Genomic DNA, 25,549 nt, shown 5'->3' with positions numbered 1-25,549 from the left:
TCCCGAACCGTTGAACTGAACGACCGTGTGGCGGGTTAGCCCGCCACCGAGGGCGCACTCGTCCTCGAAAAATGCCCACCCCGATTTTTTGCAGGAGCACCTATGACCCGTCCAAAGAAAGCCGAGCCCGCCGCGCACGCCGAACCCTCGCGCATCCGTGAAGGCCTGCCCTTCCCGCTCGGTGCGACCTGGGATGGTCTGGGGGTGAACTTCGCGCTGTTTTCCGCCAACGCCACCCGGGTCGAGCTGTGCATTTTCGACGATGCCGGCGAAGTCGAACTCGAACGCATCGAGCTGCCGGAATACACCGACGAGATCTACCACGGCTACCTGCCCGATGCGCATCCGGGCCTTATTTACGGCTACCGGGTCTACGGCCCGTACGACCCGGCCAACGGCCACCGCTTCAACCACAACAAGTTGCTGATCGACCCGTACGCCAAACAACTGGTCGGCCAGTTGAAATGGTCCGAGGCGCTGTTCGGCTACACCATCGGCCACCCGGACGCCGACCTCAGCTTCGACGAGCGCGACAGCGCGCCCTTCGTCCCCAAGTGCAAAGTCATCGACCCGGCGCACACCTGGGGCCACGACCATCGCGTCAGCGTGCCGTGGGACAAAACCATCATTTACGAGACCCACGTGCGCGGCATCAGCATGCGCCACCCTTCCGTGCCGGAGAACGTGCGCGGGACGTTTGCCGGCTTGATGGTCGACGATGTGCTCGAACATATCCGCAAACTCGGCGTGTCGACTGTTGAATTGCTGCCGATCCATGCATTCGTCAACGACCAGCACCTGCTGCACAAGGGCATGACCAATTACTGGGGCTATAACAGCATCGCGTTCTTCGCCCCGGACCCGCGCTACCTGGCCAGCGGCAAGATTGCCGAGTTCAAGGAAATGGTCGCGCACCTGCACGAGGCCAACCTGGAAGTGATTCTCGACGTGGTCTACAACCACACTGCCGAAGGCAACGAGCAAGGCCCGACCCTGTCGATGCGCGGGATCGACAACGCTTCGTACTACCGCTTGATGCCGGACGACAAGCGCTTCTACATCAACGATTCCGGCACCGGCAACACCCTCGACCTGAGCCACCCGTGCGTGCTGCAAATGGTCACCGACTCGCTGCGCTACTGGGCCAGCGAGATGCACGTCGACGGCTTCCGTTTCGATCTGGCGACCATTCTCGGCCGCTATCACGACGGTTTCGATGAACGCCACAGTTTCCTTGTGGCCTGCCGCCAGGACCCGGTGCTGCGTCAGGTGAAAATGATCGCCGAGCCTTGGGACTGCGGCCCCGGCGGTTATCAGGTCGGCAACTTCCCGCCGGGCTGGGTCGAGTGGAACGACAAGTTCCGCGACACCGTGCGCGCCTTCTGGAAAGGCGACGACGGCCAGCTCGCCGATTTCGCCAGCCGCATGACCGCCTCCGGGGAAATGTTCAACCAGCGTGGTCGTCGGCCGTATTCGTCGGTGAACTTCGTCACTGCCCACGACGGTTTCACCCTCAACGATCTGGTGTCCTACAACGACAAGCACAACGAGGCCAACGACGAAAACAATCAGGATGGCAGCAACAACAACCTGTCCTGGAACCACGGCGTCGAAGGCCCCACCGACGACCCGGAAATCAATGCGCTGCGCCACCGGCAGATGCGCAATTTCTTCGCCACCCTGCTCTTGTCCCAAGGCACGCCGATGCTGGTAGCCGGCGACGAATTCGCCCGCACCCAGGACGGCAACAACAACGCCTATTGCCAGGACAGCGAAATCGGCTGGGTCAACTGGGACCTGAGCGAGGACGGCAAGGCCCTGCTGAAATTCGTCAAACGCCTGATCAAATTGCGCCTGGCTTACCCGATCCTGCGACGCGGGCGTTTTCTGGTCGGCGAATACAACGAGGACATCGGGGTCAAGGACGTGACCTGGCTTGCGCCGGACGCCACCGAGATGACCACCGAACACTGGCATGACGCGCACAACCGCTGCATGGGCATGTTGCTCGACGGCCGCGCCCAGGAAACCGGGATTCGCCGCAAGGGTGCCGACGCCACGTTGCTGTTGGTGGTCAACGCCCATCACGACATCGTCAACTTCACCTTGCCGGAAGTGCCGGAAGGCAGTTTCTGGACCTGCATGATCGACACCAACCAGCCATCGATCCGGGGTCAGGAGCGCTTCACGTTCGGTCACGAGTACTCGGTCACCGGGCGTTCGCTGCTGCTGTTCGAACTGCAACGTGACGAAGAGGACTGACATGGACTTGCCCGGCTATCTCTCACGGCACACCCCGGATTTCCGCGACACGGCTGCCCTCGGCACGTGTCTGCGGGAAATGGTCGAGGCCGGCCTCGACCGTCTGCCACTGCCCGGCAGCGGTCATACGCTGGAGCGCTGGCAACGGCTGTCCGAGGTCGGCGGGCATGATCTGGGGCTGTGCAAACTCTATGAAGGCCATACCGATGCGTTGGCGATCATCGAGCAACTCGGTGGCTCGCCGACGCCCGGCAGCACGTGGGGCATGTGGGCGGCCGAACCACCGCAGGCGCGGGTTCGGGTCAGCCGTTCGGGGCAACTGGTGCGGTTGAACGGGCGCAAGGCCTGGTGCTCCGGCGCGACGGTGCTCAGTCATGCCCTGCTTACGGCTTGGGATGAGGATGATCGTCAACAACTGGTGGCCGTGGCCCTCGATCAACCGGGGGTGAGCGTGACCGATCAGGGCTGGCAAGCGGTCGGCATGGCGGCCACCGGCAGCGTCGAGGTGCTGTTCGATGATGTGGAGGCCCAGGCAATCGGCGACCCTGGCGACTACCTGCAACGTCCGGGTTTCTGGCACGGCGGGATCGGGATCGCTGCGTGCTGGTACGGCGCCGCGAGGGAGATCGGCGAGCGCTTGCGCCAGCAATGTGCGCGGCGTGAAGAACCCTATGCGCTAGCCAGTCTGGGCGCCATCGACAGCGCCTTGCACGGCGCCGCTCAAGCGCTGCGCGTCAGCGCTCTGGAAATCGACAGCAATCCCCACGCCAACGCCGAGTTGCTGGCCCGCCGTGTTCGCGCCGTGGTCGAGGATGCCGCTGAACTGGTGATCCGCGAGACCGGTCGGGCCCTCGGCGCCGGGCCGTTCTGCAAGGATCCGCACTTTGCCCGCCTGGCGGCCGACTTGCCGGTTTATCTGCGCCAGAGCCATGCCGAACGGGATCTGGCAGCACTGGGCCAACTGATTGCGCAGCAACCGCGCGCGAGTTGGTCGCTATGAAGCGCAATCCGATCGTCGGCGAGGGAACTTCACTGCAGGAATGGCAGGGCTCACGGCATCTGGCGGCGGTGGACAGCATCGACATTCTTGATCTGGTCCCGCCGGGATCGCGAGCCGTGGTGATCGCTCCGCACCCGGACGATGAAGTGCTCGGTTGCGGCGGGCTGCTGCAACGACTCGCTGAGGCGGGACGCACCCTGCAATTGATCTCGGTCACCGATGGCAGCGCCAGTCATCCGGGCTCGGACCGCTGGTCGGTGGAGCGTCTAAGTGTGGTGCGCCCGCAGGAATCCGCCGAAGCCCTGCGCCGCCTCGGCCTGCCCATGCACCAGTTGCAGTGGCTGCGCGGCGGCTTCCCCGACACCCAGGTCGCCGCGCGCGAGTCGATGCTGTGCGAATACCTGACCCGCTATCTGCAACCCGACGACGTGATCTTCACCACCTGGCGCGAAGACGGCCACAGCGACCACGAAGCCGTCGGCCGCGCCAGCGTCGAAGCGGCGCGCCGCGTAGGCGCGATTTGCCACGAACTGCCGGTCTGGACCTGGCACTGGGCAACGCCCGAAGACGCCATTGTGCCCTGGGAACGGGCGCGCAAAATCCTGCTCAGCCCGGCGCAGGTTGCTCGCAAGCGTCATGCGGTGCACGCCTTCGCCAGCCAGCTGGAAGGCGATCCCGACGCCGGCCTGGCTCCAGTGCTCAAACCCTATGTCATCGATCGACTGCTGCAACCGTTCGAGGTGGTCTTTCTATGAGTGTCGAGGATCGCTACTTCGAAGGCCTGTTCGCGGGCAATAACGACCCGTGGGGATTTCGCCAGCGCTGGTACGAACAACGCAAACGCCTCGTGACCCTGGCGGCCCTGCCCCGCCCGCACTACCGGGCCATCTTCGAGCCGGGCTGTGCCAACGGTGAACTGAGTGCGGCACTGGCCGAACGCTGCGATCGTTTGTTGTGCTGCGACACCAGCGCCGCCGCAGCCAATCTGGCGCGTACCCGGCTGAGCCTGTTCGACCACGCCGAGGTGCGGCACGGTCGCTTGCCGGGCGACTGGCCTGAGGAAAAATTCGACCTGATCGTATTCAGCGAAATCGGCTACTACCTTGATCGACAGGATCTGACAGAGGTCATCCGGCGCATCAGCGATTCATTAACGGCGGACGGGCAATTGCTGGCCTGTCACTGGCGCCCGCCCATCGAAGGCTGCCCGCTCAATGCGCGACAGGTTCACGACCTGATTCACGAACAGTTGCACCTGCCGCGATTGGTCCTGCATCAGGAAGCGGATTTCCTGCTGGAAGTCTGGAGCCGCGAACCCCGCTCGGTGGCCGCGCTGGAGGGGTTGCGATGATTGGCATCCTGATTCCTGCGCACAACGAAGAAGAATGGCTTGATGACTGCCTGCACGCTGCTTTGCGAGCTGGCGGGCATCCCATGCTGGCGGGTGAACCGGTGGAAATTCTGGTGGTGCTGGACAGTTGCACCGATCGTTCGGCGCACATCGTCAGCCAGTATCCGGTGCAAGCTTTGAGCATCGAAGCGCGCAATGTCGGCCAGGCGCGGGCCATCGGTGCGCAACAATTGCTTGAGCGCGGTGCGCGCTGGATTTCCTGCTCCGACGCCGACAGTCGGGTCGCCGAAGACTGGCTGGTGGCACAACTGGGGCTGGGCACCGATGCCGTCTGCGGCACGGTGACCGTTGACCGGTGGCAGGACGGGTTCGATGAAGCGGCGCAGATTCGCTATCACCGTGATTACCGGGCCTGCGAAGGTCACCGGCACATCCATGGCGCCAATCTGGGTGTCAGTGCGCAAGCCTACGTCCGCGCCGGCGGCTTCGAGCCATTGCCCTGCGATGAAGACGTGCAACTGGTGCGTCAACTCGAGCGTTCCGGGGCCAGCATCGCCTGGAGCCATCGCCCGCAAGTCATCACCAGCGCCCGTCTGGACAGCCGCGCACGCGGCGGTTTTGGCGCCTATCTGCGACAGTTGGCACAGACTGAATAAAAAAAAGCGGATCAGGTTGATCTGTGACGCGACGAACCGCCCGTCTTGAGCAATACTCTGCTGCGCAGCAATCCAGGGTTCGGAGCGCTGCAGGGCTATCCACCAGCCTTCACGGGTCGCACACGCCTGGTATCACCAGCGTTTGGGCGACTGAGGGCGAGACACAACAAGGACGTATCACTCATGAAACCGTTATCCCTCAGCGAGAGCGGCCTGCCGGCGCAGATCTGGAACAGCGCCCCGCAGCTCGACAATATTCCCGTTATCAATACCCATACTTTGGTGCCACCGGGTGCCCGCGCCGTGGTCATCGCCCCGCACCCCGGCGATGAAGTGGTGACCTGCGGCGGCCTGCTGCAACTGCTTTCCAGCCTCGGACATCCCTTGCAACTGCTGTCGATCACCGATGGCAGCGCCAGTCATCCGGGCTCGCGCCAATGGTCGGAGAAACGCCTGAGCGTGTTCCGCCCACAGGAAAGCGTCGAAGCCCTGCGCCGTCTGGGGTTGCCGATGCACAGCCTGAAATGGGTGCGCGGCGGTTTCACCGACAACGCCCTGCTCGACCAGGAAACCCAACTGACCGATTTCATCGCTCGCTACCTGCGCCCCGGTGATGTGGTGTTCAGCACCTGGCGCGAAGACGGGACCGCCGATCATGAAGTGGTCGGCCGGGCGAGTGCCAAAGCAGCACAACAGGTCGGCGCCACTTATCACGATGTGCCGGTCTGGGCCTGGCACTGGCCGGAACGGGATCAGGCGCAGATCCCGTGGCATCGCGCACGCAAGCTGCGCCTCGACACCTGGACCGTCGCGCGCAAGAGCCACGCCACCCACGCCTACGCCAGCCAGCTCAATGGCGAACCGGCGATCGGTATCGCGCCGCTGCTGCCCAAGTCGATTCTGGAGCGCATGCGCCTGCCCTACGAAATCGTCTTCGTCGATTGACGATCCGCCGGGCGCGGGCAGCCACTCAAAGTGAACTGCCCGCGCCCGGATCAGTCGCATGAACAGGCAGCCATGATTCAGAGGAGTGAACGTGTCCAGCGATCCCAAGCGTCATGCCGTCGACGCGCAGACCTCGACCCCGTCCGCCATCCATCGCCTGCGGGTGCTGACGGTCAATACACACAAGGGTTTCACCGCGCTCAATCGACGTTTCATCCTTCCGGAACTGCGTGAAGCGGTGCGCAGCACCTCGGCCGATCTGGTGTTTCTGCAGGAAGTGGTGGGCGAACACGAGCGGCATTCCAGCCGCTACAACGAATGGCCGCAGACCTCGCAATACGAATTCCTCGCCGACAGCATGTGGAGCGATTTTGCCTACGGCCGCAATGCGGTCTATCCCGATGGCCATCACGGCAACGCCCTGTTGTCGAAATACCCGATCCGCGAATACCGCAACCTCGACGTCTCCATTACCGGCCCTGAACGGCGCGGGTTGTTGCATTGCGTACTGGATGTGCCGGGGCATGCCGAAGTGCATGCCATCTGCGTGCACCTGAGCCTGCTCGAAAGCCATCGGCAATTGCAGTTGCAGCTGCTCTGCCAGTTGCTCGAATCGCTGCCCGACGATGCGCCGGTGATCATCGCCGGCGACTTCAATGACTGGCAGTTGCAGGGCAACGTCGCCCTCGCCCGCCGCGACTACCTGCACGAAGCCTTCGAACGTCATCACGGCCGCCCGGCCAAGACCTACCCCGCGCGGTTCCCGTTGCTGCGACTGGATCGGATTTATCTGCGCAATGCCAGCAGCCACGACCCGCAGATCCTCGGCAACAAACCGTGGACGCATCTCTCGGATCACTTGCCGCTGGCGGTTGAAGTGCATTTGTAGTGGCGAATCTGACATGGCCGTTGGTCAGTTGCGTTTGATCGGCGAGCAGAATCTTCTACACCTAAGACAGCTCAAGGATCGCGCAGACAAGTCGTTAGAGCACGGACTTCACGTAATGCCTTAGTTGCACCAGAGGTCCGCGCATGGCTCGCTCAAGGATGAATTTCGCGAATTCAGCCGAAGGCAATCGTCATGATGCGCGACTCAAGATACCTGTGGGCACTGCCGCAGGCTTTACTGGTGCCTGCCTCCCTTCTGCTGCTCAACAGCCCAACGACTTTCGCCGCCTGTTCGCTGGTCCCAGGCCCTGGCAACGATGCCTTCACCTGCGACAGCGGCAACAGCGGTTCGCTCACCGATCTTTCGGGTAACAACAGCCTGACCCTCCCCGCCAACGGCACGGGCCAAATCAACGGCAACGTGACTTTTGGCGCCGGCACCGATCGGACCGAAATCAACTCCGGGGTCATTACCGGTGCTGTCAATCAGGGCGACGGCCGCGATACCTTTCTGATGACCGGTGGCACCATCGTCGGTGCCTTCGAAGACGGCGATGTAGCCCGCATGACCGGCGGCACCATAGGCCGGGTCGACATGAAACTCGACAACAATATTTTCGACCTGTCCGGCGGACAGATCCTCGGCAATCTGGTCACCGCGTTCGGAACCGACACCATCATCGTTTCCGGCGGGCGCATCGGCGGCAACATCAGCGTCAGCGGCGGCAACGACAGCATCACCGTGACCGGCGGCGAAATTGCCGGCTCGATCCTCGCCAGCGCCGGTAACGACACGCTGCTCTGGAGCGGCGGGATCATCCGCTCGGCGATTGTGATGGGCGACGGCAACGACAGCGCCACGCTGCGCAATCTGGATGACAGTGTGCTGACACTGACGCCGAACGTGGATGGTGGCGCAGGCAACGACGTGCTGACCTTCGACAACACCCGCACTGCGTTGCCGGCGCGCTTCAGTAATTGGGAAACCGTGAACCTGAACAACGCCTCGCAACTGGACCTGGGCTCGGGCACCTTAATGCTCGGCGATAGCGTCAGCGGCACCGGGGTGCTGAACGTCGACGCCAGCAGCAGCGTGTTTTCGACTCAGGGCGCGGTATCACCCGCCGTGGCCGGGCAAGCGGCGACCTTCAACAACGCGGGCGTGATCGATCTGACCCGCAACAACAGCCGCACCGACGACACATTGACGATCAACGGCAACTACGTCGGCAATGGCGGACAGTTGTTGCTGCAAAGCGTACTCGACGGCGACGGCGCCCCCAGTGACAAACTGGTGGTCAACAACGGCAGCCTGAGCGGCACGACCGCCATCACCGTGAGCAACCTCGGCGGGCCGGGTGGGCTGACGCTGGAAAACGGTATTCAACTGGTGCAGGCCCAGGGTACTGCGGTGAGCAACAATTCCGCCTTCGTCCTCAACGGCCCGGTCTCAAAGGGTGCCTACGATTACTACCTGTTCAAGGGCGGGGTCACCGCGGGCACCGAAAACAGCTGGTATTTGCGCTCCGCTGTCGTCGCGCCTCAGGTGGTGAGCGTGCCCAATTCCGATCCGACACAGCCTCCGCTTCTGGTGCCGGTAGTGCCTGTGCCGGTGGCGGCCGCGATCATTTCGGAATCCGGGCAACCGGATCTGTCACTGACCGCTCTGCCGGTGCTTCCGGTTGCCGTGGCAGGCGAGGCGCCGATTCCGATCTATCGTCCCGAGGTCCCCACCTGGTCAGTCCTGCCACCCGCGGCTGCCCAATTGACCCTCAGCGCTCTCGGTACTTTCCATGACCGTCAGGGCGAACAACGCCTGCTCAGCGAAACGGGTGCGTTCAGCGCCGGTTGGGGCCGGGTCTACGGCAAGAACCTCGACCAGACCTGGGCCGGCACCGTCACGCCAAGGCTGGACGGCTCACTCAACGGGTTTCAGGTCGGCAACGATCTGTACAGTTCACAGACCTCGGGTGGTCAAACCCAACGCATCGGCCTGTTCGTCGGCCATAGCCGGATTCGCGGCGATGTGGACGGCTTCAACGAAGGCTTCGAACACAACAGCGCAGGCAAGATCAAACTGGAAGGCGACAGTTATGGCCTGTACTGGACGCTGACCGATCCGCACGGCGGGTACGTCGATACGGTGGTGATGGGCACGCGTTTCGACGGCGACAGCCGTTCCGACCGAGGGCTGAAACTGGACAACCGCGGCCACGCCCTGACGCTCTCCGCCGAAACCGGTTACCCGTTCGCCCTGAATGACACCTGGGTGATCGAGCCCCAAGCGCAGGTGATCCACCAGAAAATCTCGCTCGACAGCCAGGACGACGGCATCTCACGGGTATCGTTCGATTCCGACAGTGCATGGACCGGACGCCTCGGCGCACGGCTCAAGGGGCGTTATCAGCTCAACGGATTGCCGTTGGAGCCGTACCTGCTGGCCAATCTGTGGCACACCTTTTCCGGCACCGATTCGGTGACATTCGACGGCACCACGACCATCGACAGTGAACAGAAATCGTCGACCGCGGATGTCGGTCTCGGCGTCGTGCTGACCCTTGACCGCGCCGTGAGCGTCTACGCGAGCACCGACTACAGCAGCAATATTGACAGTAACGACCTGCGGGGTCTGGCAGGAAATCTGGGGATTCGCATCAGTTGGTAGGCCGATAGCAGGCTAAGCAAGCGCTCTGTTTCGCGGCTCGAAGCGTGTTTTTCCCTGCAAACAACAACTTAGATATGTGCAGAAAAACAAACGCTTGCGACCTCTAAATTAGCCATACCGCTCATCGTCCAATTTCTTGACGCAAGGGCTCGGGTCTTCTTAGCTCTACCTTACTACCCCCGGAAATACTACTCGGGGCGAACCCCGGGTCACTCGTCAAAACGGGCGGCCACGGGTTCGCCACGCTCCATTCGGTCGCCCCTCGTTCGGGGTAGGAGAGACGCCAAGGCGAGATACCGCGTGCGCTAGCAAGGTAGACCTCCATGAAAACTTCACTCACCTCACAAGAGATCAAAATAACGTTTTGCACTGTTTCAAGTTCTATCTTGCTGTGCTCGTCCATGGAGGCGCAGGCGGGTCCTGTGGCGGACGAGGCGACGCCCTGGTATCGCCAGGACATTCCCGTCATGACCCTGCCCGCCACGGTCGTGACCCCGGGCCCGCAACGTCTGAGCCCACAGCCGGATCTGCGCGGGACAAACCTGATTACCGAAGACCTCGCCCCCTCGGCCTGGGATCAGCTTTACGGAGCGACCTCCCGCCAGGCACAAACCGATGTCCTCAGCCCGGGCTTCGCGATGCCCGGCACTGGCGACTTCAAGGGCCCCGCCGTGCTGACCCTGAAAAGCAGCAGCGGCCACACCCAGCAGGTCGGCCTGATCGGCGGGGTCAGTCAGATTCAGGGCAACAGCAACGGCCTGATCACCAGCCGCGCCCTCGCCGACCCGACCACCGACACCCTCAACCTGCAAGGCCAGAGCCTGGGCGCTTACTACAGCCTGATCGGCCCGCAGGGCTGGCACGTCGATCTGTCGGCCAGTGGCGGCCGGGTCAGCGGTTTCAGCCGTAACGAGCAAGGCGCACGCCTGGCTACCGAAGGCAGCGCGATGACGCTGTCGGTGGAAGGCGGATTCCCGATCGGTCTGGGGGAAAACTGGGTGGTTGAACCGCAGGCGCAATTGATCAACCAGCGCATCACCCTGGACACGCCCTATGCGGGCTCGGGCAATGCGTCTTCCAGCGACATTTCATCGTGGAGCGGCCGGGTCGGTGCACGCTTGAAAGGCAGCTACGATCTGAACGGTCTGCCGGTCGAACCTTACGTGCGCACGAACTTGTGGCACACGGTTTATACCGGCAACACGGTGACGCTGGATCAGGTGGACAAGATCAGCAGCAGCCGCAAATCCTCGACCGTTGAAGTCGGACTGGGGCTGGTGGCCAGAATGACGCCGACGGTCAGCCTGTACGTCAGCGCCGATTACAGCAGCGACGTGGATGACAATGACCTGAACGGGTTGATTGGCAGTCTGGGGATCCGGATGCGGTGGTGAAGATGAGCCTCAGATGATCGTTCCCACGCTCTGCGTGGGAATGCAGCCCGGGACGCTCCGCGTCCCTTCCAGAGCTGGAACGCGGAGCGTCCCTTGAGGCATTCCCACGCGAAGCGTGGGAATGATCAGTATTGCGCGTGGGGTCGAGTTACGCGCTCGGGCCCTCAGGTTTGAGGATCAACACCGCCAGCGGCGGCAAATTCAATTCCAGCGACAACGCCTGCCCATGGCTGGCGACCTCTTCGGTGAACGCCCCGCCGCCGTTGCCATAATTGGAACCGGCATACGTGTCGGCGTCACTGTTGAGCAATTCCTTCCAGCGTCCAGCAAACGGCACACCGACGCGATACGACTGGCGCGGCACCGGGGTGAAGTTGGCCACCACCAGCACCGGCGTTCCGTCCTTGCTCCAGCGCAGCCATGCGTAAACGCTGTTGATCGCATCGTCGCCGATCAACCACTGAAAGCCTTGCGGCGCATCGTCCTGCTCGTGCAGCGCCGGCTCTTCGCGGTAGAGCCGGTTGAGGTCGCCGACCAGTTTCTGCACGCCTTTGTGTTCCGAATACTGCAGCAAATACCAGTCCAGCTGCTGGTCGTGATTCCACTCGCGCCACTGGCCGAACTCGCAGCCCATGAACAGCAGCTTCTTGCCCGGATGGGTCCACATGAAACTCAGATAGGCGCGCAGGTTGGCGAATTTCTGCCAGCGATCACCGGGCATCTTGTCGATCAGCGAATGCTTGCCGTGCACCACTTCGTCGTGGGAAATCGGCAAGATGAAACGCTCGGACCAGGCGTAGACCAGACCGAAACTCAACTCGTTGTGGTGATGGGCGCGGTACACCGGATCCTGCTGGATGTAATGCAGCGAATCGTGCATCCAGCCCATGTTCCATTTGTAGGCAAACCCCAGACCGCCCTGCTGGGTGCTCTGGCTGACGCCTGGCCACGCCGTGGATTCCTCGGCGATCACCAGCGCCCCCGGTGCTTCCAGCGCCACCACATCGTTCAAGTGGCGAAGGAAGTCGATGGCTTCCAGGTTTTCGCGACCGCCATGACGATTGGGCACCCACTCGCCGGCCTTGCGCGAATAGTCGCGATACAGCATCGAAGCCACTGCATCGACCCGCAGCCCGTCTACATGGAAATGCTTCAGCCAGTGCAACGCCGACGCCAGCATGTAGCCGTGCACTTCGGTGCGGCCGAGGTTGTAGATCAGCGTGTCCCAATCCTGATGGAAGCCTTCCAGCGGATTGCCGTACTCGTACAGCGCCGTGCCGTCGAACTGCGCCAGACCGTGGGTATCGGTCGGAAAATGCGCCGGGACCCAGTCGAGAATCACCCCGATATCGGCCTGGTGGCAGGCGTTGATGAACGCCGCAAATTCATCCGGCGTGCCGTAACGAGCGCTCGGGGCGAACTGCGACAGCAACTGATAACCCCAGGAACCGCCGAACGGGTGCTCCATGATCGGCATCAGTTCGATGTGGGTGAAACCCAGCTCCTTCACATACGGAATCAAGCGCTCGGCCAGCTCCGGCCAGGTGTACTGGCGGGACACTTCGCCGAGATCGTCGAGTTCGCATTGCCAGGAACCGGCGTGCAATTCATAGATCGACAGCGGCGCATTGTGTTGCTGGCGCTCGCGACGGCCGCTCATCCAGTCCTGATCCTGCCAGTCGATCTGCAACGGCGAGGCGACTTTCGACGCGGTGTCCGGCGGCAGGCTGGTGGCCAGCGCCATCGGATCGGCCTTCAGCGGCAGGATGCCGTGGGCGCCGAGGATTTCGTATTTGTACAACTCGCCCGCCTGCAAGCGCGGAATGAACAGCTCCCAGACGCCGGACGGATGTCGCAAGCGCATCGGATGCCGCCGGCCGTCCCAGACGTTGAAATCGCCGACCACCGACACCCGCCGGGCATTCGGTGCCCACACGGCAAAGCGCACACCGTCGACGCCATCGACGGTTTTCAGCTGCGCGCCGAGGCAACTGCTGAGGTCGCGGTGATTGCCTTCGGCGAACAGATACAAGTCCATTTCCCCGAGCAGCTGACCAAAGCTGTAGGGATCTTCCGCGACCTGTTCGCCACCCGCCCAACGGGTACGCAGCAGGTACGGCCGCGCGTCGTCGAAATGGCCGACAAACAGCCCCGGCGTTTCGGTGGCTTCCAGCGGACCGCGCTCTTCGCCGCTGTGCCGGTCGAGTACCGAGACGCTCAACGCGCCGGGCAAATACGCCCGGATGAACTGCCCGCCGGCGCCATCGCCGTGGGGGCCGAGAATGGAAAACGGGTCGTGGTGTTCCGCGCGCACCAGGGCATCGATGTCCTTCGCCCTGGGCAGCAATCGTTCGTTAACGTGACCCTGTTCCTTGTTCGAGAAACTCATGACTACTCTCCACCAAGATCGGAAAAGGGTTTGAGCCCCGTCAATAACCCATACAGACCGTGCAGCGGCACGGGCAGCCAGGTGGGGCGATTTTCGGCTTCATAGGCCACTTCGTAGGCCGCTTTCTCCAGACCGAACAACGCCAGTGCGGCGTTGGCACCTTCAGGATCTTGCCAAGCATGATCAAGACTAGCTGCCGCTTGGCGATATGCCTGGAGAAATGCTTCCCGGGCTTCACGCAGGTAACGCTCCGTGACCCGCCGACGCGCGGCTTCGGCCTCGGGGCTGTTGTCGACGTTGTGCACATTCAGGGCCATGGCCGCGGCATAGTCGAAGGAACGCAGCACGCCACTGACGTCCTTGTACGGACTGTGCTTGCCTCGGCGTTCGGCCAGTGGCCGCGCCGGTTCGCCTTCGAAGTCGATCAGGTACGCGTCGCCCTTGATCACCAACACCTGCCCCAAATGCAGGTCGCCGTGCACGCGGATCCGCAAGCCGCCAGCGGATTGCTTCGCCAGTTCCTGCACATGGGCAAGGATGGTTTTCTTGTTGTCGAGCAACCGACTGACAAGCTTCTGATCCGCCGCATCGAGTTCGCCCTGATGCTGCTTGAGCAGCTTCAACGCATGCTCGACCTGAGCCCCGACGTCCTTGCCGGACGCTTGCACATCCTTGGCCGAACTGACCTGTGGCGCGAAGTCCTTGTTGTCGCTCGGCGTTGCCAGCACCTGATGCATTTCCCCAAGACGCTGGCCGAGCATGCCGGCGAAATCCTTCAGTTCACCCAGGGCGTTGTAGTGCTGCGCCTGTTCGGAGACAGCGTCGGCCAGTTCGTCGCGCAGCGCCCGTTCGAGGTTGTTCTGCGTCCATTCCCAGGCGTCGCCCTGATTGCTCAGATAACCCTGCGCGATCATCAGCAGGTTGTCTTCGCCCTTCCCGTCCCGGCGAATCACCGAACCGAGCAGCGGAGAGATATTGGCAAATCCGGCAGCGGTCAGATAAGCGCTCATCTCCAGTTCCGGGTGTACGCCGGAAGCGACTTTGCGGATCAGCTTGAGCACCAGACTGTTGCCGATCACCACCGAACTGTTGGATTGCTCGGCGGACAGATAGCGCACTTCGGACTCCGCACCGAGGCCGAGTTTTTCCAGTTGCGACGTTGCCTCGAATCGGATTTCACCCTCACTGGATTCCAGCACCGTCCCGCCCTGCATGCCTTCGAGCACCGCGCGAATAAACGCTTCAAGACTGAACGCATCGGTAATCAACCCGACCTGACGCACCCGACGCACTCGGGCCAAGGCCAGTTGCTGCGGCAACGCCGGCCCGACCTGATCTTCGGCAATGAAGCCGAATGGCAATTGATAACGACTGGTCTGTCCGCCGCTCTGCACTTCGATTTCACTGAACAGCACCGGATGCTGCGCGTCGCCGAAGCGCACGCCGTAGGCCAGTTTCACCTGGTCAATCGCAGCGTCCTTGCCGGCGAACCAGCGGCGGTTCTGCAGCCAGTTCGGCAGGATGGTCTGTTCGAGGGTGGCGCGGGACGGCGCTTCGAGCAGTTCCTCCATGCGCTTTTTCAGCACCAGCGTAGTGAAGTCCGGCAGGCTCTGCGCCGGCTCAACGTGCCAGCTCGGCATCTGGTTTTCCGCCGCCAGGCCGAACCAGTAGAAACCGTAGGGCGGCAAGGTCAGCAGGAAACTCAACTGGCCGATGGGCGGGAACGCGTTACCGCCGAGCATCTCCACCGGCACCATGCCGACGTAGGCCGACAGGTCGAGCTCCACGGCCTGGGCGCTGCGCGACACGTTGGCCACGCACAGAATGGTTTCGTGCTTGCCGTCCGGGCCGGTGTATTCGCGGGTGTAGGCCAGCACGCGACGGTTGGCCGGCGACAACATCTTCAAGGTGCCGCGACCGAATGCCTTTGACTGCTTGCGCACGGTCAGCAGGCGTCGGGTCCAGTTCAGCAGCGAATGCGGATCGCCGGCCTGGGTTTCTACGTTGACCGACTGATAGCCGTATTGTGGGTCCATGATCGGCGGCAGCACCAGACTGGCCGGATCGGCGCGGGAAAATCCGCCGTTGCGGTCGATCGACCATTGCATCGGTGTACGCACGCCATCGCGGTCGCCCAGATAGATGTTGTCGCCCATCCCGATTTCATCGCCGTAATACAGGGTCGGCGTGCCGGGCATCGACAGCAGCAAGCTGTTTAGCAGCTCGATACGACGGCGATCGCGTTCCATCAACGGTGCCAGCCGCCGGCGAATGCCAAGGTTGATCCGCGCGCGGCGGTCAGCGGCGTAGTAGTTCCAGAGGTAGTCGCGCTCCTTGTCGGTGACCATCTCCAGCGTCAGCTCATCGTGGTTGCGCAGAAAAATCGCCCATTGGCAATTGGCCGGGATCTCCGGGGTTTGACGCAGGATATCGGTGATCGGGAAGCGATCTTCCTGGGCTAGCGCCATGTACATGCGCGGCATCAGTGGGAAGTGGAACGCCATGTGGCATTCATCGCCATTCACGCCCTCGGCGTCGGTGTCACCGAAATACAGCTGGGTGTCTTCCGGCCATTGATTGGCTTCGGCCAGCAACATGCGATCCGGGTAGTTGGCATCGATTTCGGCGCGGATCTGCTTGAGGACGTCGTGGGTTTCCGGAAGGTTTTCGTTGTTGGTGCCGTCGCGTTCGATCAGATACGGAATCGCGTCCAGGCGCAGGCCGTCGATGCCCATGTCCAGCCAGTAACGCATCACCGACAGCACGGCTTTCATGACTTGCGGGTTGTCGAAATTCAGATCGGGCTGGTGCGAATAGAAGCGGTGCCAGAAGTACTGGCCGGCCACCGGGTCCCAGGTCCAGTTGGACTTTTCGGTGTCGAGGAAAATGATCCGGGTGCCGTCGTATTTCTGGTCGTCATCCGACCACACATAAAAGTCTCGCGCCGCCGAACCGGGCTTGGCCTTGCGCGCACGCTGGAACCACGGGTGCTGATCGGAGGTGTGGTTGATGACCAGCTCGGTGATCACCCGCAGCCCGCGCTTGTGCGCTTCGGCAATGAACCGCTTGGCATCGGCCATCGTCCCGTAATCGCTGTGTACGCCCCGGTATTCGGCGATGTCGTAACCGTCGTCGCGGCGTGGCGAGGGGTAGAACGGCAACAGCCAGATGGTGTTGACGCCGAGTTCGGCGATGTAGTCGAGTTTGGCGATCAGGCCGGGAAAGTCGCCGATCCCGTCGTTGTTGGAGTCGAAAAAGGATTTGACGTGAACTTGATAGATAACCGCGTCCTTGTACCAGAGCGGATCCTTGATGAAGGTGGCTGACTTGGGTTTCTTCGCCATGTGAAACTCCTGTTCAATTCATTGAAGCCGAACCTGCTACTGATCGTTCCCACGCTCCGCGTGGGAATGCATACCGGGACGCTCTGCGTCCCAAAGGCGGACGCAGAGCGTCCATGACGGCATTCCCACGCAGAGCGTGGGAACGATCAGGAAGAAGTAATGCGCCAGATTCCAAAGGGCTGGTAAGCCGGGTCGATCCGCATGAACTGGTACTTGCCGTGCCAGTCCCAGCGATGGCCGTTCATCAGGTCTTCGCCGTGGGTGGTGGCATCGTCCGGCAGGCCCATTTCCCACAGCGGCAACTCGAAATTCGCTTCCTGAACGTTATGCGGATCGAGGCTGACGGCGACCAGAATGAAGTTGCTGCCGTCCGCGCTGCGTTTGCCGAAATACAGAATGTTGTCGTTCCAGGCGTTGTAGATCTTCAGGCCCAGATGGCTGTGCAGCGCCGGGTTCTGGCGGCGGATGCGGTTGAGTTGGGCGATCTCGGCAATGATGTTGCCGGGCTGGTTGAAGTCGCGGACGCGGATCTCGTACTTCTCGGAATCGAGGTACTCCTCCTTGCCCGGCACCGGCGCCGATTCGCACAGTTCGAACCCCGAATACATGCCCCACAGGCCCGAACCCATGGTCGCCAGCGCCGCGCGGATGAGAAATCCGGGACGTCCCGACTCATGCAGGAACGCCGGGTTGATGTCCGGGGTGTTGACGAAGAAATTCGGCCGGTAGCACTCACGCCATGGCGATTCATTGAGTTCGCTGAAATAGGTCGCCAGTTCGGTCTTGGTGTTGCGCCAGGTGAAATAGGTGTAGCTCTGGGTGTAACCGACCTTGCCCAGCCGCGCCATCATCGCCGGGGTGGTGAAGGCCTCGGCAAGGAAGATCACTTCCGGGTAAAGCGTGCGCACGTCGGCGATCAGCCATTGCCAGAACGGCAGCGGTTTGGTGTGCGGGTTGTCGACGCGAAAGATCTTCACGCCCTCCTGCACCCAGCCGACCACGATGTCGCGCAGCTCGACCCACAGGCTCGGAATCGCTTCCGGCGCATAGAAGTCGACGTTGACGATGTCCTGGTATTTCTTCGGCGGGTTCTCGGCGTATTTGATCGTGCCGTCCGGCCGCCAGTTGAACCAGCCCGGATGCTGCTTGAGCCACGGGTGATCCTGGGAACACTGGATGGCGAAATCGAGGGCGATTTCCAGACCATGGTCAGCGGCGGCAGCCACCAGCCGACGGAAGTCCTCGCGGGTGCCGAGCTGCGAGTGAATCGCTTCATGGCCGCCCTCCTCGCTGCCAATCGCATACGGACTGCCGGGATCGTCCGGGCCGGCGGTCAGGGAATTGTTGCGGCCCTTGCGGTGACTGCGGCCAATCGGGTGGATCGGCGTGAAGTACAACACGTCGAAGCCCATGTCCTGAATCATCGGCAGGCGCGAGTGCACGTCATTGAAAGTGCCGTGGCGGGCGGGATTGTCGGTGATCGAGCGGGGAAACAGTTCATACCAACTGGCGAATTCCGCCAGTTCGCGCTCGACGTCCACCGGAAACTCCGGGCTTAGGCTCAGGTAGGCGCGATGATCGGCCTCGGCCATCAGTTGCGCACTGCGCGAGTGCAGAAACAACGCGACCTGCTCGGTTTCGAGCAGGCCGGACAATTCGTGGTGCAGGCCAGCCAGTTGCTCGCTCAGTTGACCTTCGCTGCGTTCGGCGGCCTGTTGCACCATGGTGCGCCCCTCTTGCAGTTCGAGGCTGACCGGGACGGCGGCGGTGTGTTTCTTCTCCAGTTCGTACTGAAAACTGGCGAACTGGTCGATCCACGCTTCGATCAGGAACAGATAGCGGCCCATGCGCTGCGGCTGAAACACACCGCGCCAGCCGTTGTTGCCCTGATCGCTCATGACCTCGGTCTGCCAGGTTTCATCGCCCTCTTCGCGCCAGCGGATACGCACCGCCAGTTTGTCGTGACCGTCGGCGAACACCTTGCTGGTGACCACGATCTCCCGGCCGGCAATTGCCTTGACCGCAAACTGTCCGCCGTCGAGGGTCGGCACGGTGTTTTCAATGACGATGCGCGGCAGCAGCAGAGCCTGCGACAGCGGCATGTGCGGGTTGTAGCTCAGTTCGGAGGGTTTTTCAGCAGTCATTGAGCATCTCTCCTTAACGCCCCAAGGACGCTCGTTTGCCTGTTTGGCGGTCACGGCCAGGCCTGCGCCCGGCGATGAACTCTCTCAGGTTCCGAGCGACCGTTGCCGGGAAAAGTTCACAGGGATTTGCCCCGCCACAAAATCGGATCGATTTCGCAGTGAAGTGGTCAACCCACTTAAGCACTTCCCACGCCAAGTGCCACACGGAGGTTCACCCGATGACTATTCCGATTCCGGCCGAAACACCTGATCCGAACATCGACAAACCGGTCCTGCCCGAGACCGAACCGCAGCCGATCCCCGAACAGGAACCGCCTGGCACCACGCCGCCGCCCAAGGAAGAACCGCCGACGACCATGCCGCCGGTGATCGTCTGATCAGCGAGGATCGTCATTATCTTTTTCAAAGATTTTCACGATCCTCGGCATCACGCTGAAAATCCCCAACGCCAGCAACGTACTGAGCACTGCCGTCGCTTCGCGGCCCAGACCGGCCGCGACGCCGATGGCGGCGGTCATCCACAAACCGGCGGCGGTGGTCAGGCCTTTGACGTGGCCTTCGTCACCTTCGTGGTTCTTGAGGATGGTGCCGGCGCCGAGAAAGCCGATCCCGGCAATCACCCCCTGCACCACCCGGCTCATCGCATCGGCCTGGGAACCGGACAATTGCGGCACCAGCACAAACAGCGCCGCACCAAGGGCCACCAGCATGTGCGTTCGTACCCCGGCTGCCTTGCCCTTGTGTTCGCGCTCGAACCCGAGAATCCCGCCCAATATCGCTGCCATCAGCAGGCGCACGGTGATCCGCGTCAGCTGCGATGCATCGCCGATGTCGGCGAATTCCGCTTGCAGGGTTTCCCACACTTCATGCCACCAGGCGTTCATCGTGCAGTCCTTGTGAAGGGGTTATAGAAGGTGGACAGCGGCGACCATTAATCGGTTGCGTAGAACGATCTGCAAAACCGCGCACCCTAACTGTTCAGATCCCCTGTGAAAAAGGACAGCCCCATGCCCCTTCGTATCGATGAAAGCAATCCAGAATCGAAAGTCTGTTTTTTCACCGTGGAAAATGGTGAAGAGATTCGGATCTGCGACACGCTGGAAGTCAGAACAGATAGCGAAAAATCCATGTCGTTCGTCGAAGTGGAAGGACGGCGCATCTACATCACAGAAGCCGAAGCTGATGCACTGACCGTCGCAGGCGCCCGGGATGGACGCAAACACCTGAAGGCCGACGATAGTGATTCGGTGATTTGACTGACCTCGATCAACAACCGGCGCAGGCGTCTGGGATAGGCATCTGCGCCTTGGCCGGCGGGCTGCTTCAAGTTGTCGCAGGCGTGGCTGAAAAAGCCATCTGATACGCTTTTTATTGAAATACCTGAGTCTGTTATGCAAACAGATCGGCGCTCATAGTTCCCTGGCCTGATGGAGGCTGATGAGCGAACGACCATGAGCGAACGAATCCCCGTCCGAACCGTAGAAGCATCTCCCCAGATAAAAAAAGTACCGGCGCGCCCAATGAAGGCGAAACACGCCACCAGCGACAACCAGATTTTCACCCGCAGCTTCACCGGCCTGTTTCGCACCTTGCGCATGAGTGGCGCGGGGTTTCTGTTCCTGTTGTTCTTCGGCACGGTGTGGCTGAACTGGGGCGGGCGTCAGGCGGTGCTCTGGGACCTTTCCGAAAGCAAATTCCACATCTTTGGCGCCACCTTCTGGCCGCAGGATTTCATTCTGCTGTCGGCGCTGCTGATCATCGCCGCATTCGGCCTGTTCGCGATTACCGTGTTCGCCGGCCGGGTGTGGTGTGGTTACACCTGTCCGCAGAGTTCGTGGACATGGATCTTCATGTGGTGCGAGAAGATCACCGAAGGCGAACGCAACCAGCGGATCAAGCTGCAAGCGGCGCCCTGGAGCCTGAACAAACTGGCACGACGTGCGGCCAAGCACACGCTGTGGCTGGCAATCAGCGTGCTGACCGGCCTGACCTTTGTCGGTTACTTCACCCCGATCCGCCCATTGGCTGAAGAACTGCTGACCTTGCAGATCGGCGGCGTCAGCCTGTTCTGGGTGCTGTTCTTCACCGCCGCCACCTACATCAATGCCGGCTGGCTGCGTGAGGCGGTGTGCATGCACATGTGCCCGTATGCGCGGTTCCAGAGTGTGATGTTCGACAAGGACACCCTGGCGATTTCCTACGACGTGGCCCGTGGCGAAAACCGTGGCCCGCGCAAACGCGAGGTGAAACCGGCCGAAGCCGGCCTCGGCGATTGCATCGACTGCCAGCTGTGCGTGCAGGTCTGCCCGACCGGCATCGACATCCGCGACGGCCTGCAAATGGAATGCATCGGCTGCGCGGCGTGCATCGATGCCTGCGACTCGATCATGGACAAGATGAATTACGCCCGTGGTCTGATTCGCTATACCTCCGAGCGTGAGTTGCAGGGTGGCAAGACGCACTTGTTGCGCCCGAGATTGATCGGCTACGTCGCGGTGCTGGTGGTGATGATCGGCGCCCTCGCTCTCGCGTTGGTCGAACGGCCGATGGTGTCGCTGGACGTGACCAAGGACCGTGGCCTGTTCCGTGAAAACGGTCAGGGCCAGATCGAAAACATCTACACCCTCAAGGTCATCAACAAGACCCAGCAGCGCCAGGACTACAACCTGACGTTGGTCGACGGTGAAGGCTTCCAGTTGCAAGGCAAGACCGAACTGAGCCTGGCACCGGGCGAGATTGTCGATGTGCCGGTGTCGGTGGCGATGACCACGGAACGCGCGGCCAGCAGCTCGCAGACCTTGAGCTTCAAGATTGCCGACAGTGATGAGCCTGAGGTTTATAGCGTGGCGAAGAGCCGGTTTGTTGCGCCGATGAATCGCTGATCCCTTAGACTGCGGCGCAGCCATTCGCGAGCAAGCTCGCTCCCACAGGGAAATGCGGTCAACTGTGGGAGCGAGCTTGCTCGCGAATGAAGGCGAAACGGTCTTTCAGAATGAAATCAATCCGGACCCAAGATGAAACGCTACGAAAAATTCGCCGACGACATCGCTGAACTGATCCGCTCCGGCGTCCTCGGCCCCGGTCAGCGGGTGCCGTCGGTGCGCTATGCAAGCCAGACTTATGGCGTCAGCCCGTCCACAGTGTTCCAGGCGTATTACTTGCTGGAACGCCGAGGCCTGATCCGCGCCCGCCCCCGCTCCGGCTACTTCGTCAACACCCACGCGCCGAGTCCGTTCTCGGAGCCGGTGATCAGCAGCCAGGTCAACGAGTCCACCAAGGTCGACGTCAGCGAACTGGTGTTCTCGGTTCTCGAGTCGATCAAGGATCCGAGCACCGTACCGTTCGGCTCGGCGTTCCCCAGCCCGACCCTGTTCCCGCTGCAACGCCTGTCCCGCTCACTGGCCAGCGCCGCGCGGGAAATGGACCCGCGCATGGTGGTCACCGACATGTCACCGGGCAACCCGCAGCTGCGTCGGCAGATCGCGCTGCGCTACATGGTCGGCGGCTTGATGCTGCCGATGGAAGAACTGTTGATCACCAACGGCGCCCTCGAAGCGCTGAACCTGTGCCTGCAAGCCGTGACCGAACCCGGCGACCTGGTGGCCATCGAAGCCCCGGCGTTTTACGCCAGCCTGCAAGTGCTGGAACGCCTGAAACTCAAAGCCGTTGAAATCCCCGTGCACCCGCGCGATGGCATCGACCTCGGCGTACTCGCCCAGACACTTGAGCGGCACCCGATCAAGGCCTGCTGGTGCATGACCAGTTTCCAGAACCCGATGGGCGCGACCATGCCCGAGGCCAAGAAACAGGAACTGGTGGAACTGCTGAAACAGCATCAGGTGCCGCTGATCGAAGACGACGTCTACGCCGAACTTTATTACGGCCAGCAAGCGCCGAAACCGGCCAAGGCCTTCGACACTGAAGGTCTGGTGATGCATTGCGGCTCGTTCGCCAAAAGCCTGGCCCCCGGCTACCGCATCGGCTGGGTCGCCGCCGGGCGTTACGCGCAGAAAATCGAACGGCTGAAACTGATGACCTCGCTGTGCGCCTCGATGCCGGCCCAAGCAGCCATCGCCGACTACCTGCAACACGGCGGCTACGACCGCCACCTGCGCAAACTGCGCTACGCCCTGGAAGAACAGCAAAGCGCGATGCTCGCCGCCATCGCCCGCTACTTCCCGGCGCAGACACGCGTGAGCCAACCGGCGGGCGGCTACTTCCTGTGGCTGGAACTGCCACCGCAGATGGACTCGTTGAAGCTGTTTCAGATGGCGTTGGCGCAGGGCATCAGCATTGCGCCGGGGCCGATTTTTTCGCCGACTCAACGATTCAGGAATTGCATTCGTTTGAACTACGGCAGCCCGTGGACCGAGGATTCGGAGAAGGCGATGGAGACGCTGGGGCGGATTGTGCGGTCGTTCTGAGCAGTCACTCAAGGCGTGTTGCTGAACCGTTCAGCACTGTTTGTATATCCGGGGTCGGGTGTCGGGATCTGTCCTGCAGCAATCAGCACTGCACCAGAGTCGAGCAGAGTAGCGCTGTGCGAATGACGCCCGTCGCTCAAGTCACCGACTCGGGCCCACTCATTGGAGGCAGGGTTATAGATTTCGGCGGACCACGCATCTCCTGTGTCGAAAATCCCGGTACTCCCCGCCACAAGCACCTCACCACTCTTCAATCTGGTCGCGGTATGCCGACTGCGAGTAACCTGCAGCGCAGTCGTCGGCTGCCAGGTTTCGTCTTTCGGACAATAAAGTACGCCACTGTTCAACGGTAAGCCGAAAGGTTCGTCAGCCCCCCCGACCAGCAGAACGCGCCCATCTTCCAGCAGCGTCGCGGTTTGCAGCATTCGAGGCGTCGGCAGTGGTTCGATTTCTCTCCAGAGGCGGCGTTGGGGGTCGAAAATACAGGCGCTGCGCAATGCGGCGTTGTCGGTTGCCGAGTAACCACCAGCAACCAGAAGCTCGCCTGTATCGAGCAATGTAGCCGTGTGATTCATTCTTGCGACTGGCAGGCTAGGCACATCAGCCCATTGGCCGGTTGCCGGGTCAAACCTCTCGACACTGGCAAGCACATCACCACCACTCGACTGCAGATTGTTTCCACCCACCACCAGAACTTCGCCGGAAGGCAATAACGTGGCGGTATGAGCAAAGCGCGGAATCTTCAGGTCAGCGGATGCAATCCATTGATTGCTCGGCGCGTCATATAACTCGCTGCTTCGCAGGGTTGTTCCATCACTGCCACCTGTGACCATGACCAGCCCGGAACGAAGAAGAACCGCAGTGTGAGACGAACGTGCCCTATGAAGGGGTGCGGCCGATGACCACTTTTGCTGATTCGGGTCATAGCGTTCAACGCTTGATGTGAACGTTTGCTGTTCAAGGTTCATCCCGCCAGGGAACAGCGCCTCAAAGCGTACAGACTGAGGGTACGCTCCAGATGCCGCGGCAGCGTTAAGGCCACCGGCAACCAGCACATTGCCGCTCGCAAGCAAGGTCGCAGTGTGCAACGCACGTGGCACCATCATGGATGAAGTCGGTTCGAAGGTCCCACCTTTGATCATTTGCATCACGCTGCTCCTGCTTCGCCAGAAACGGACAGCGCGATACATGAATCGAGTCGCCTAAGTCCGCTGCGCCTAATCTAGGCGCAGCGGCAAGCAGCGTAAACTGTCAGAACCAACAGGTTGACAACGATAAAAAACAGGAGGCTGTCACCTCGTCCGGTCTAGCGGCCGCCGCCAAGATCGACGAAGGTGCCGGTCGCATACGAAGCCTTGTCCGACAGCAACCACACAATCGCCTCCGCCACCTCATCCGGCCGCCCGCCCCGGGCCATCGGAATGGCCGACTCCAGCTTGCTGACCCGATCCGGGTCGCCGCTCAACGCGTGGAAATCGGTATAGATGTAACCCGGACGCACCGCATTCACCCGAATCCCCTCGCCCGCCACTTCCTTGGACAGACCGATGGTAAACGTATCCAGCGCACCTTTTGAGGCGGCGTAATCGACGTACTCGTTGGGCGAGCCCAGCCGCGCGGCGACCGATGAGACGTTGACGATGCTGCCGCCCTGCCCGCCATGTTTGGGCGACATGCGCAGGATCGCGTGCTTGGCGCAAAGGATCGGCGCCAGGACGTTGGTTTTCATGATTTTGAGGATGCGGAATTCGGACATTTCGTCGACCCGGGATTTTTGCCCCACGGTGCCGGCGTTGTTGACCAGGGCGGTGACCCGGCCCAGTTCGCTGTCGACCCGGTTGAACAGCGCGACCACTTCGTCTTCGATACTGACGTCGGCACGCACCGCGATGGCCGTGGCGCCGCGCTCACGCACCTGGTCGAGCACGTGGTGAGCGGCCTGTTCGTCCGTCTGGTAATTGATGCAGATCCGGTAGCCTTGCTCGGCAGCCAACAACGCAGTGGCGGCGCCGATTCCACGACCGCCGCCGGTGATCACAATGACTTTATCCATGCTGGCCTTTCCCCCGATGCACACGTAACAGTCG

19 protein-coding genes are annotated in these 25,549 nt (G+C 61.8%); 13 read left to right on the top strand and 6 right to left on the bottom strand.

Annotation, left to right across the window (positions count from 1 at the left end; all coding sequences use genetic code 11):
* The first annotated feature begins 102 nt into the window (after nucleotides 1-102).
* From glgX to AC1Q9F_RS01850, 9 genes are all read left to right on the top strand, one after another.
* Nucleotides 103-2,262 carry a glycogen debranching protein GlgX gene (gene glgX, locus AC1Q9F_RS01890; RefSeq protein WP_492619156.1) on the top strand — a complete coding sequence of 720 codons (2,160 nt, stop codon included), beginning with the start codon at nucleotides 103-105 and terminating at the stop codon, nucleotides 2,260-2,262.
* 1 nt (nucleotide 2,263) lies between these two features.
* A complete protein-coding gene (locus AC1Q9F_RS01885; protein ID WP_492619157.1) occupies nucleotides 2,264-3,262 on the top strand; it encodes an acyl-CoA dehydrogenase family protein in 999 nt (332 codons plus the stop codon).
* A complete protein-coding gene (locus AC1Q9F_RS01880; RefSeq protein ID WP_492619158.1) occupies nucleotides 3,259-4,017 on the top strand; it encodes a PIG-L deacetylase family protein in 759 nt (252 codons plus the stop codon). Before AC1Q9F_RS01885 ends, AC1Q9F_RS01880 begins: the two co-directional genes overlap by 4 nt.
* A complete protein-coding gene (locus AC1Q9F_RS01875) occupies nucleotides 4,014-4,613 on the top strand; it encodes an SAM-dependent methyltransferase (protein ID WP_492619159.1) in 600 nt (199 codons plus the stop codon). Before AC1Q9F_RS01880 ends, AC1Q9F_RS01875 begins: the two co-directional genes overlap by 4 nt.
* On the top strand, nucleotides 4,610-5,269 hold the full coding sequence (locus AC1Q9F_RS01870; protein ID WP_207986126.1) for a glycosyltransferase family 2 protein: 660 nt from the start codon (nucleotides 4,610-4,612) through the stop codon (nucleotides 5,267-5,269). The genes AC1Q9F_RS01875 and AC1Q9F_RS01870 overlap by 4 nt, the downstream gene beginning before the upstream one ends.
* Before the next feature lie 183 nt (nucleotides 5,270-5,452).
* Nucleotides 5,453-6,214 carry a PIG-L deacetylase family protein gene (locus AC1Q9F_RS01865; RefSeq protein ID WP_207986125.1) on the top strand — a complete coding sequence of 254 codons (762 nt, stop codon included), beginning with the start codon at nucleotides 5,453-5,455 and terminating at the stop codon, nucleotides 6,212-6,214.
* A 91-nt stretch (nucleotides 6,215-6,305) separates the two neighbouring features.
* The gene (locus AC1Q9F_RS01860; RefSeq protein ID WP_221533837.1) at nucleotides 6,306-7,103 is read left to right on the top strand and encodes an endonuclease/exonuclease/phosphatase family protein; all 798 of its coding nucleotides are present in this window, start codon (nucleotides 6,306-6,308) and stop codon (nucleotides 7,101-7,103) included.
* A gap of 192 nt (nucleotides 7,104-7,295) precedes the next feature.
* Nucleotides 7,296-9,767, top strand: a complete 2,472-nt coding sequence (locus AC1Q9F_RS01855) for an autotransporter family protein (protein WP_492619160.1) — start codon at nucleotides 7,296-7,298, stop codon at nucleotides 9,765-9,767.
* 323 nt (nucleotides 9,768-10,090) lie between these two features.
* Nucleotides 10,091-11,161: an autotransporter outer membrane beta-barrel domain-containing protein gene (locus AC1Q9F_RS01850; RefSeq protein WP_492619161.1), complete on the top strand. Its 1,071-nt coding sequence runs from the start codon at nucleotides 10,091-10,093 to the stop codon at nucleotides 11,159-11,161.
* 148 nt (nucleotides 11,162-11,309) lie between these two features.
* Here AC1Q9F_RS01850 and glgB read toward each other — a convergent pair whose 3' ends face one another.
* From glgB to AC1Q9F_RS01835, 3 genes are all read right to left on the bottom strand, one after another.
* Nucleotides 11,310-13,550, bottom strand: coding sequence for a 1,4-alpha-glucan branching protein GlgB (gene glgB, locus AC1Q9F_RS01845; RefSeq protein WP_492619162.1), 2,241 nt, complete (start codon nucleotides 13,548-13,550; stop codon nucleotides 11,310-11,312).
* 2 nt (nucleotides 13,551-13,552) lie between these two features.
* Nucleotides 13,553-16,894, bottom strand: a complete 3,342-nt coding sequence (gene treS, locus AC1Q9F_RS01840; RefSeq protein ID WP_492619163.1) for a maltose alpha-D-glucosyltransferase — start codon at nucleotides 16,892-16,894, stop codon at nucleotides 13,553-13,555.
* 146 nt (nucleotides 16,895-17,040) lie between these two features.
* Entirely contained in the window at nucleotides 17,041-19,038 is a 1,998-nt protein-coding gene (locus AC1Q9F_RS01835) for an alpha-1,4-glucan--maltose-1-phosphate maltosyltransferase (protein ID WP_492619164.1), read from the bottom strand.
* A 218-nt stretch (nucleotides 19,039-19,256) separates the two neighbouring features.
* Here AC1Q9F_RS01835 and AC1Q9F_RS01830 point away from each other — a divergent pair, with 218 nt between their 5' ends.
* Nucleotides 19,257-19,415 carry a hypothetical protein gene (locus AC1Q9F_RS01830; RefSeq protein ID WP_007952133.1) on the top strand — a complete coding sequence of 53 codons (159 nt, stop codon included), beginning with the start codon at nucleotides 19,257-19,259 and terminating at the stop codon, nucleotides 19,413-19,415.
* On the opposite strand, the gene AC1Q9F_RS01825 is transcribed toward AC1Q9F_RS01830, so the two are convergent.
* On the bottom strand, nucleotides 19,416-19,922 hold the full coding sequence (locus tag AC1Q9F_RS01825) for an MgtC/SapB family protein (protein WP_262192505.1): 507 nt from the start codon (nucleotides 19,920-19,922) through the stop codon (nucleotides 19,416-19,418).
* 123 nt (nucleotides 19,923-20,045) lie between these two features.
* On the opposite strand from AC1Q9F_RS01825, the gene AC1Q9F_RS01820 reads away from it, so the two are divergent.
* The 3 genes from AC1Q9F_RS01820 (at nucleotide 20,046) to mapR (ending at nucleotide 23,462) form a co-directional block, all read left to right on the top strand.
* Nucleotides 20,046-20,294, top strand: coding sequence for a DUF3203 family protein (locus tag AC1Q9F_RS01820; RefSeq protein ID WP_492619165.1), 249 nt, complete (start codon nucleotides 20,046-20,048; stop codon nucleotides 20,292-20,294).
* 195 nt (nucleotides 20,295-20,489) lie between these two features.
* On the top strand, nucleotides 20,490-21,920 hold the full coding sequence (ccoG, locus tag AC1Q9F_RS01815; RefSeq protein WP_492619166.1) for a cytochrome c oxidase accessory protein CcoG: 1,431 nt from the start codon (nucleotides 20,490-20,492) through the stop codon (nucleotides 21,918-21,920).
* Nucleotides 21,921-22,052: 132 nt separating this feature from the next.
* Nucleotides 22,053-23,462, top strand: a complete 1,410-nt coding sequence (gene mapR, locus AC1Q9F_RS01810; protein WP_410238675.1) for a GntR family transcriptional regulator MpaR — start codon at nucleotides 22,053-22,055, stop codon at nucleotides 23,460-23,462.
* An 8-nt stretch (nucleotides 23,463-23,470) separates the two neighbouring features.
* Here mapR and AC1Q9F_RS01805 read toward each other — a convergent pair whose 3' ends face one another.
* Together AC1Q9F_RS01805 and AC1Q9F_RS01800 are read right to left on the bottom strand one after the other, a co-directional pair.
* Nucleotides 23,471-24,610, bottom strand: coding sequence for a Kelch repeat-containing protein (locus AC1Q9F_RS01805; protein ID WP_492619167.1), 1,140 nt, complete (start codon nucleotides 24,608-24,610; stop codon nucleotides 23,471-23,473).
* Between the two features lie 158 nt (nucleotides 24,611-24,768).
* The gene (locus tag AC1Q9F_RS01800; protein WP_207986111.1) at nucleotides 24,769-25,515 is read right to left on the bottom strand and encodes an SDR family oxidoreductase; all 747 of its coding nucleotides are present in this window, start codon (nucleotides 25,513-25,515) and stop codon (nucleotides 24,769-24,771) included.
* Nucleotides 25,516-25,549 lie beyond the last annotated feature (34 nt).

The organism is Pseudomonas sp. GW823-FHT04A03, assembly GCF_058796615.1.
The sequence above is the reverse complement of the archived record's forward strand: the minus strand, read 5'-3'. Positions and strand labels throughout refer to the sequence as shown.

Bases quoted from the DNA above. Each gene is read 5' to 3' on its own strand.
- glgX (WP_492619156.1), top strand. From the start codon at position 103: ATGACCCGTCCAAAGAAAGCCGAGCCCGCCGCGCACGCCGAACCCTCG.
- AC1Q9F_RS01885 (WP_492619157.1), top strand. From the start codon at position 2,264: ATGGACTTGCCCGGCTATCTCTCACGGCACACCCCGGATTTCCGCGAC.
- AC1Q9F_RS01880 (WP_492619158.1), top strand. From the start codon at position 3,259: ATGAAGCGCAATCCGATCGTCGGCGAGGGAACTTCACTGCAGGAATGG.
- AC1Q9F_RS01875 (WP_492619159.1), top strand. From the start codon at position 4,014: ATGAGTGTCGAGGATCGCTACTTCGAAGGCCTGTTCGCGGGCAATAAC.
- AC1Q9F_RS01870 (WP_207986126.1), top strand. From the start codon at position 4,610: ATGATTGGCATCCTGATTCCTGCGCACAACGAAGAAGAATGGCTTGAT.
- AC1Q9F_RS01865 (WP_207986125.1), top strand. From the start codon at position 5,453: ATGAAACCGTTATCCCTCAGCGAGAGCGGCCTGCCGGCGCAGATCTGG.
- AC1Q9F_RS01855 (WP_492619160.1), top strand. From the start codon at position 7,296: ATGATGCGCGACTCAAGATACCTGTGGGCACTGCCGCAGGCTTTACTG.
- AC1Q9F_RS01850 (WP_492619161.1), top strand. From the start codon at position 10,091: ATGAAAACTTCACTCACCTCACAAGAGATCAAAATAACGTTTTGCACT.
- glgB (WP_492619162.1), bottom strand. From the start codon at position 13,550: ATGAGTTTCTCGAACAAGGAACAGGGTCACGTTAACGAACGATTGCTG.
- treS (WP_492619163.1), bottom strand. From the start codon at position 16,894: ATGGCGAAGAAACCCAAGTCAGCCACCTTCATCAAGGATCCGCTCTGG.
- AC1Q9F_RS01835 (WP_492619164.1), bottom strand. From the start codon at position 19,038: ATGACTGCTGAAAAACCCTCCGAACTGAGCTACAACCCGCACATGCCG.
- AC1Q9F_RS01830 (WP_007952133.1), top strand. From the start codon at position 19,257: ATGACTATTCCGATTCCGGCCGAAACACCTGATCCGAACATCGACAAA.
- AC1Q9F_RS01825 (WP_262192505.1), bottom strand. From the start codon at position 19,922: ATGAACGCCTGGTGGCATGAAGTGTGGGAAACCCTGCAAGCGGAATTC.
- AC1Q9F_RS01820 (WP_492619165.1), top strand. From the start codon at position 20,046: ATGCCCCTTCGTATCGATGAAAGCAATCCAGAATCGAAAGTCTGTTTT.
- ccoG (WP_492619166.1), top strand. From the start codon at position 20,490: ATGAGCGAACGAATCCCCGTCCGAACCGTAGAAGCATCTCCCCAGATA.
- mapR (WP_410238675.1), top strand. From the start codon at position 22,053: ATGAAACGCTACGAAAAATTCGCCGACGACATCGCTGAACTGATCCGC.
- AC1Q9F_RS01805 (WP_492619167.1), bottom strand. From the start codon at position 24,610: ATGCAAATGATCAAAGGTGGGACCTTCGAACCGACTTCATCCATGATG.
- AC1Q9F_RS01800 (WP_207986111.1), bottom strand. From the start codon at position 25,515: ATGGATAAAGTCATTGTGATCACCGGCGGCGGTCGTGGAATCGGCGCC.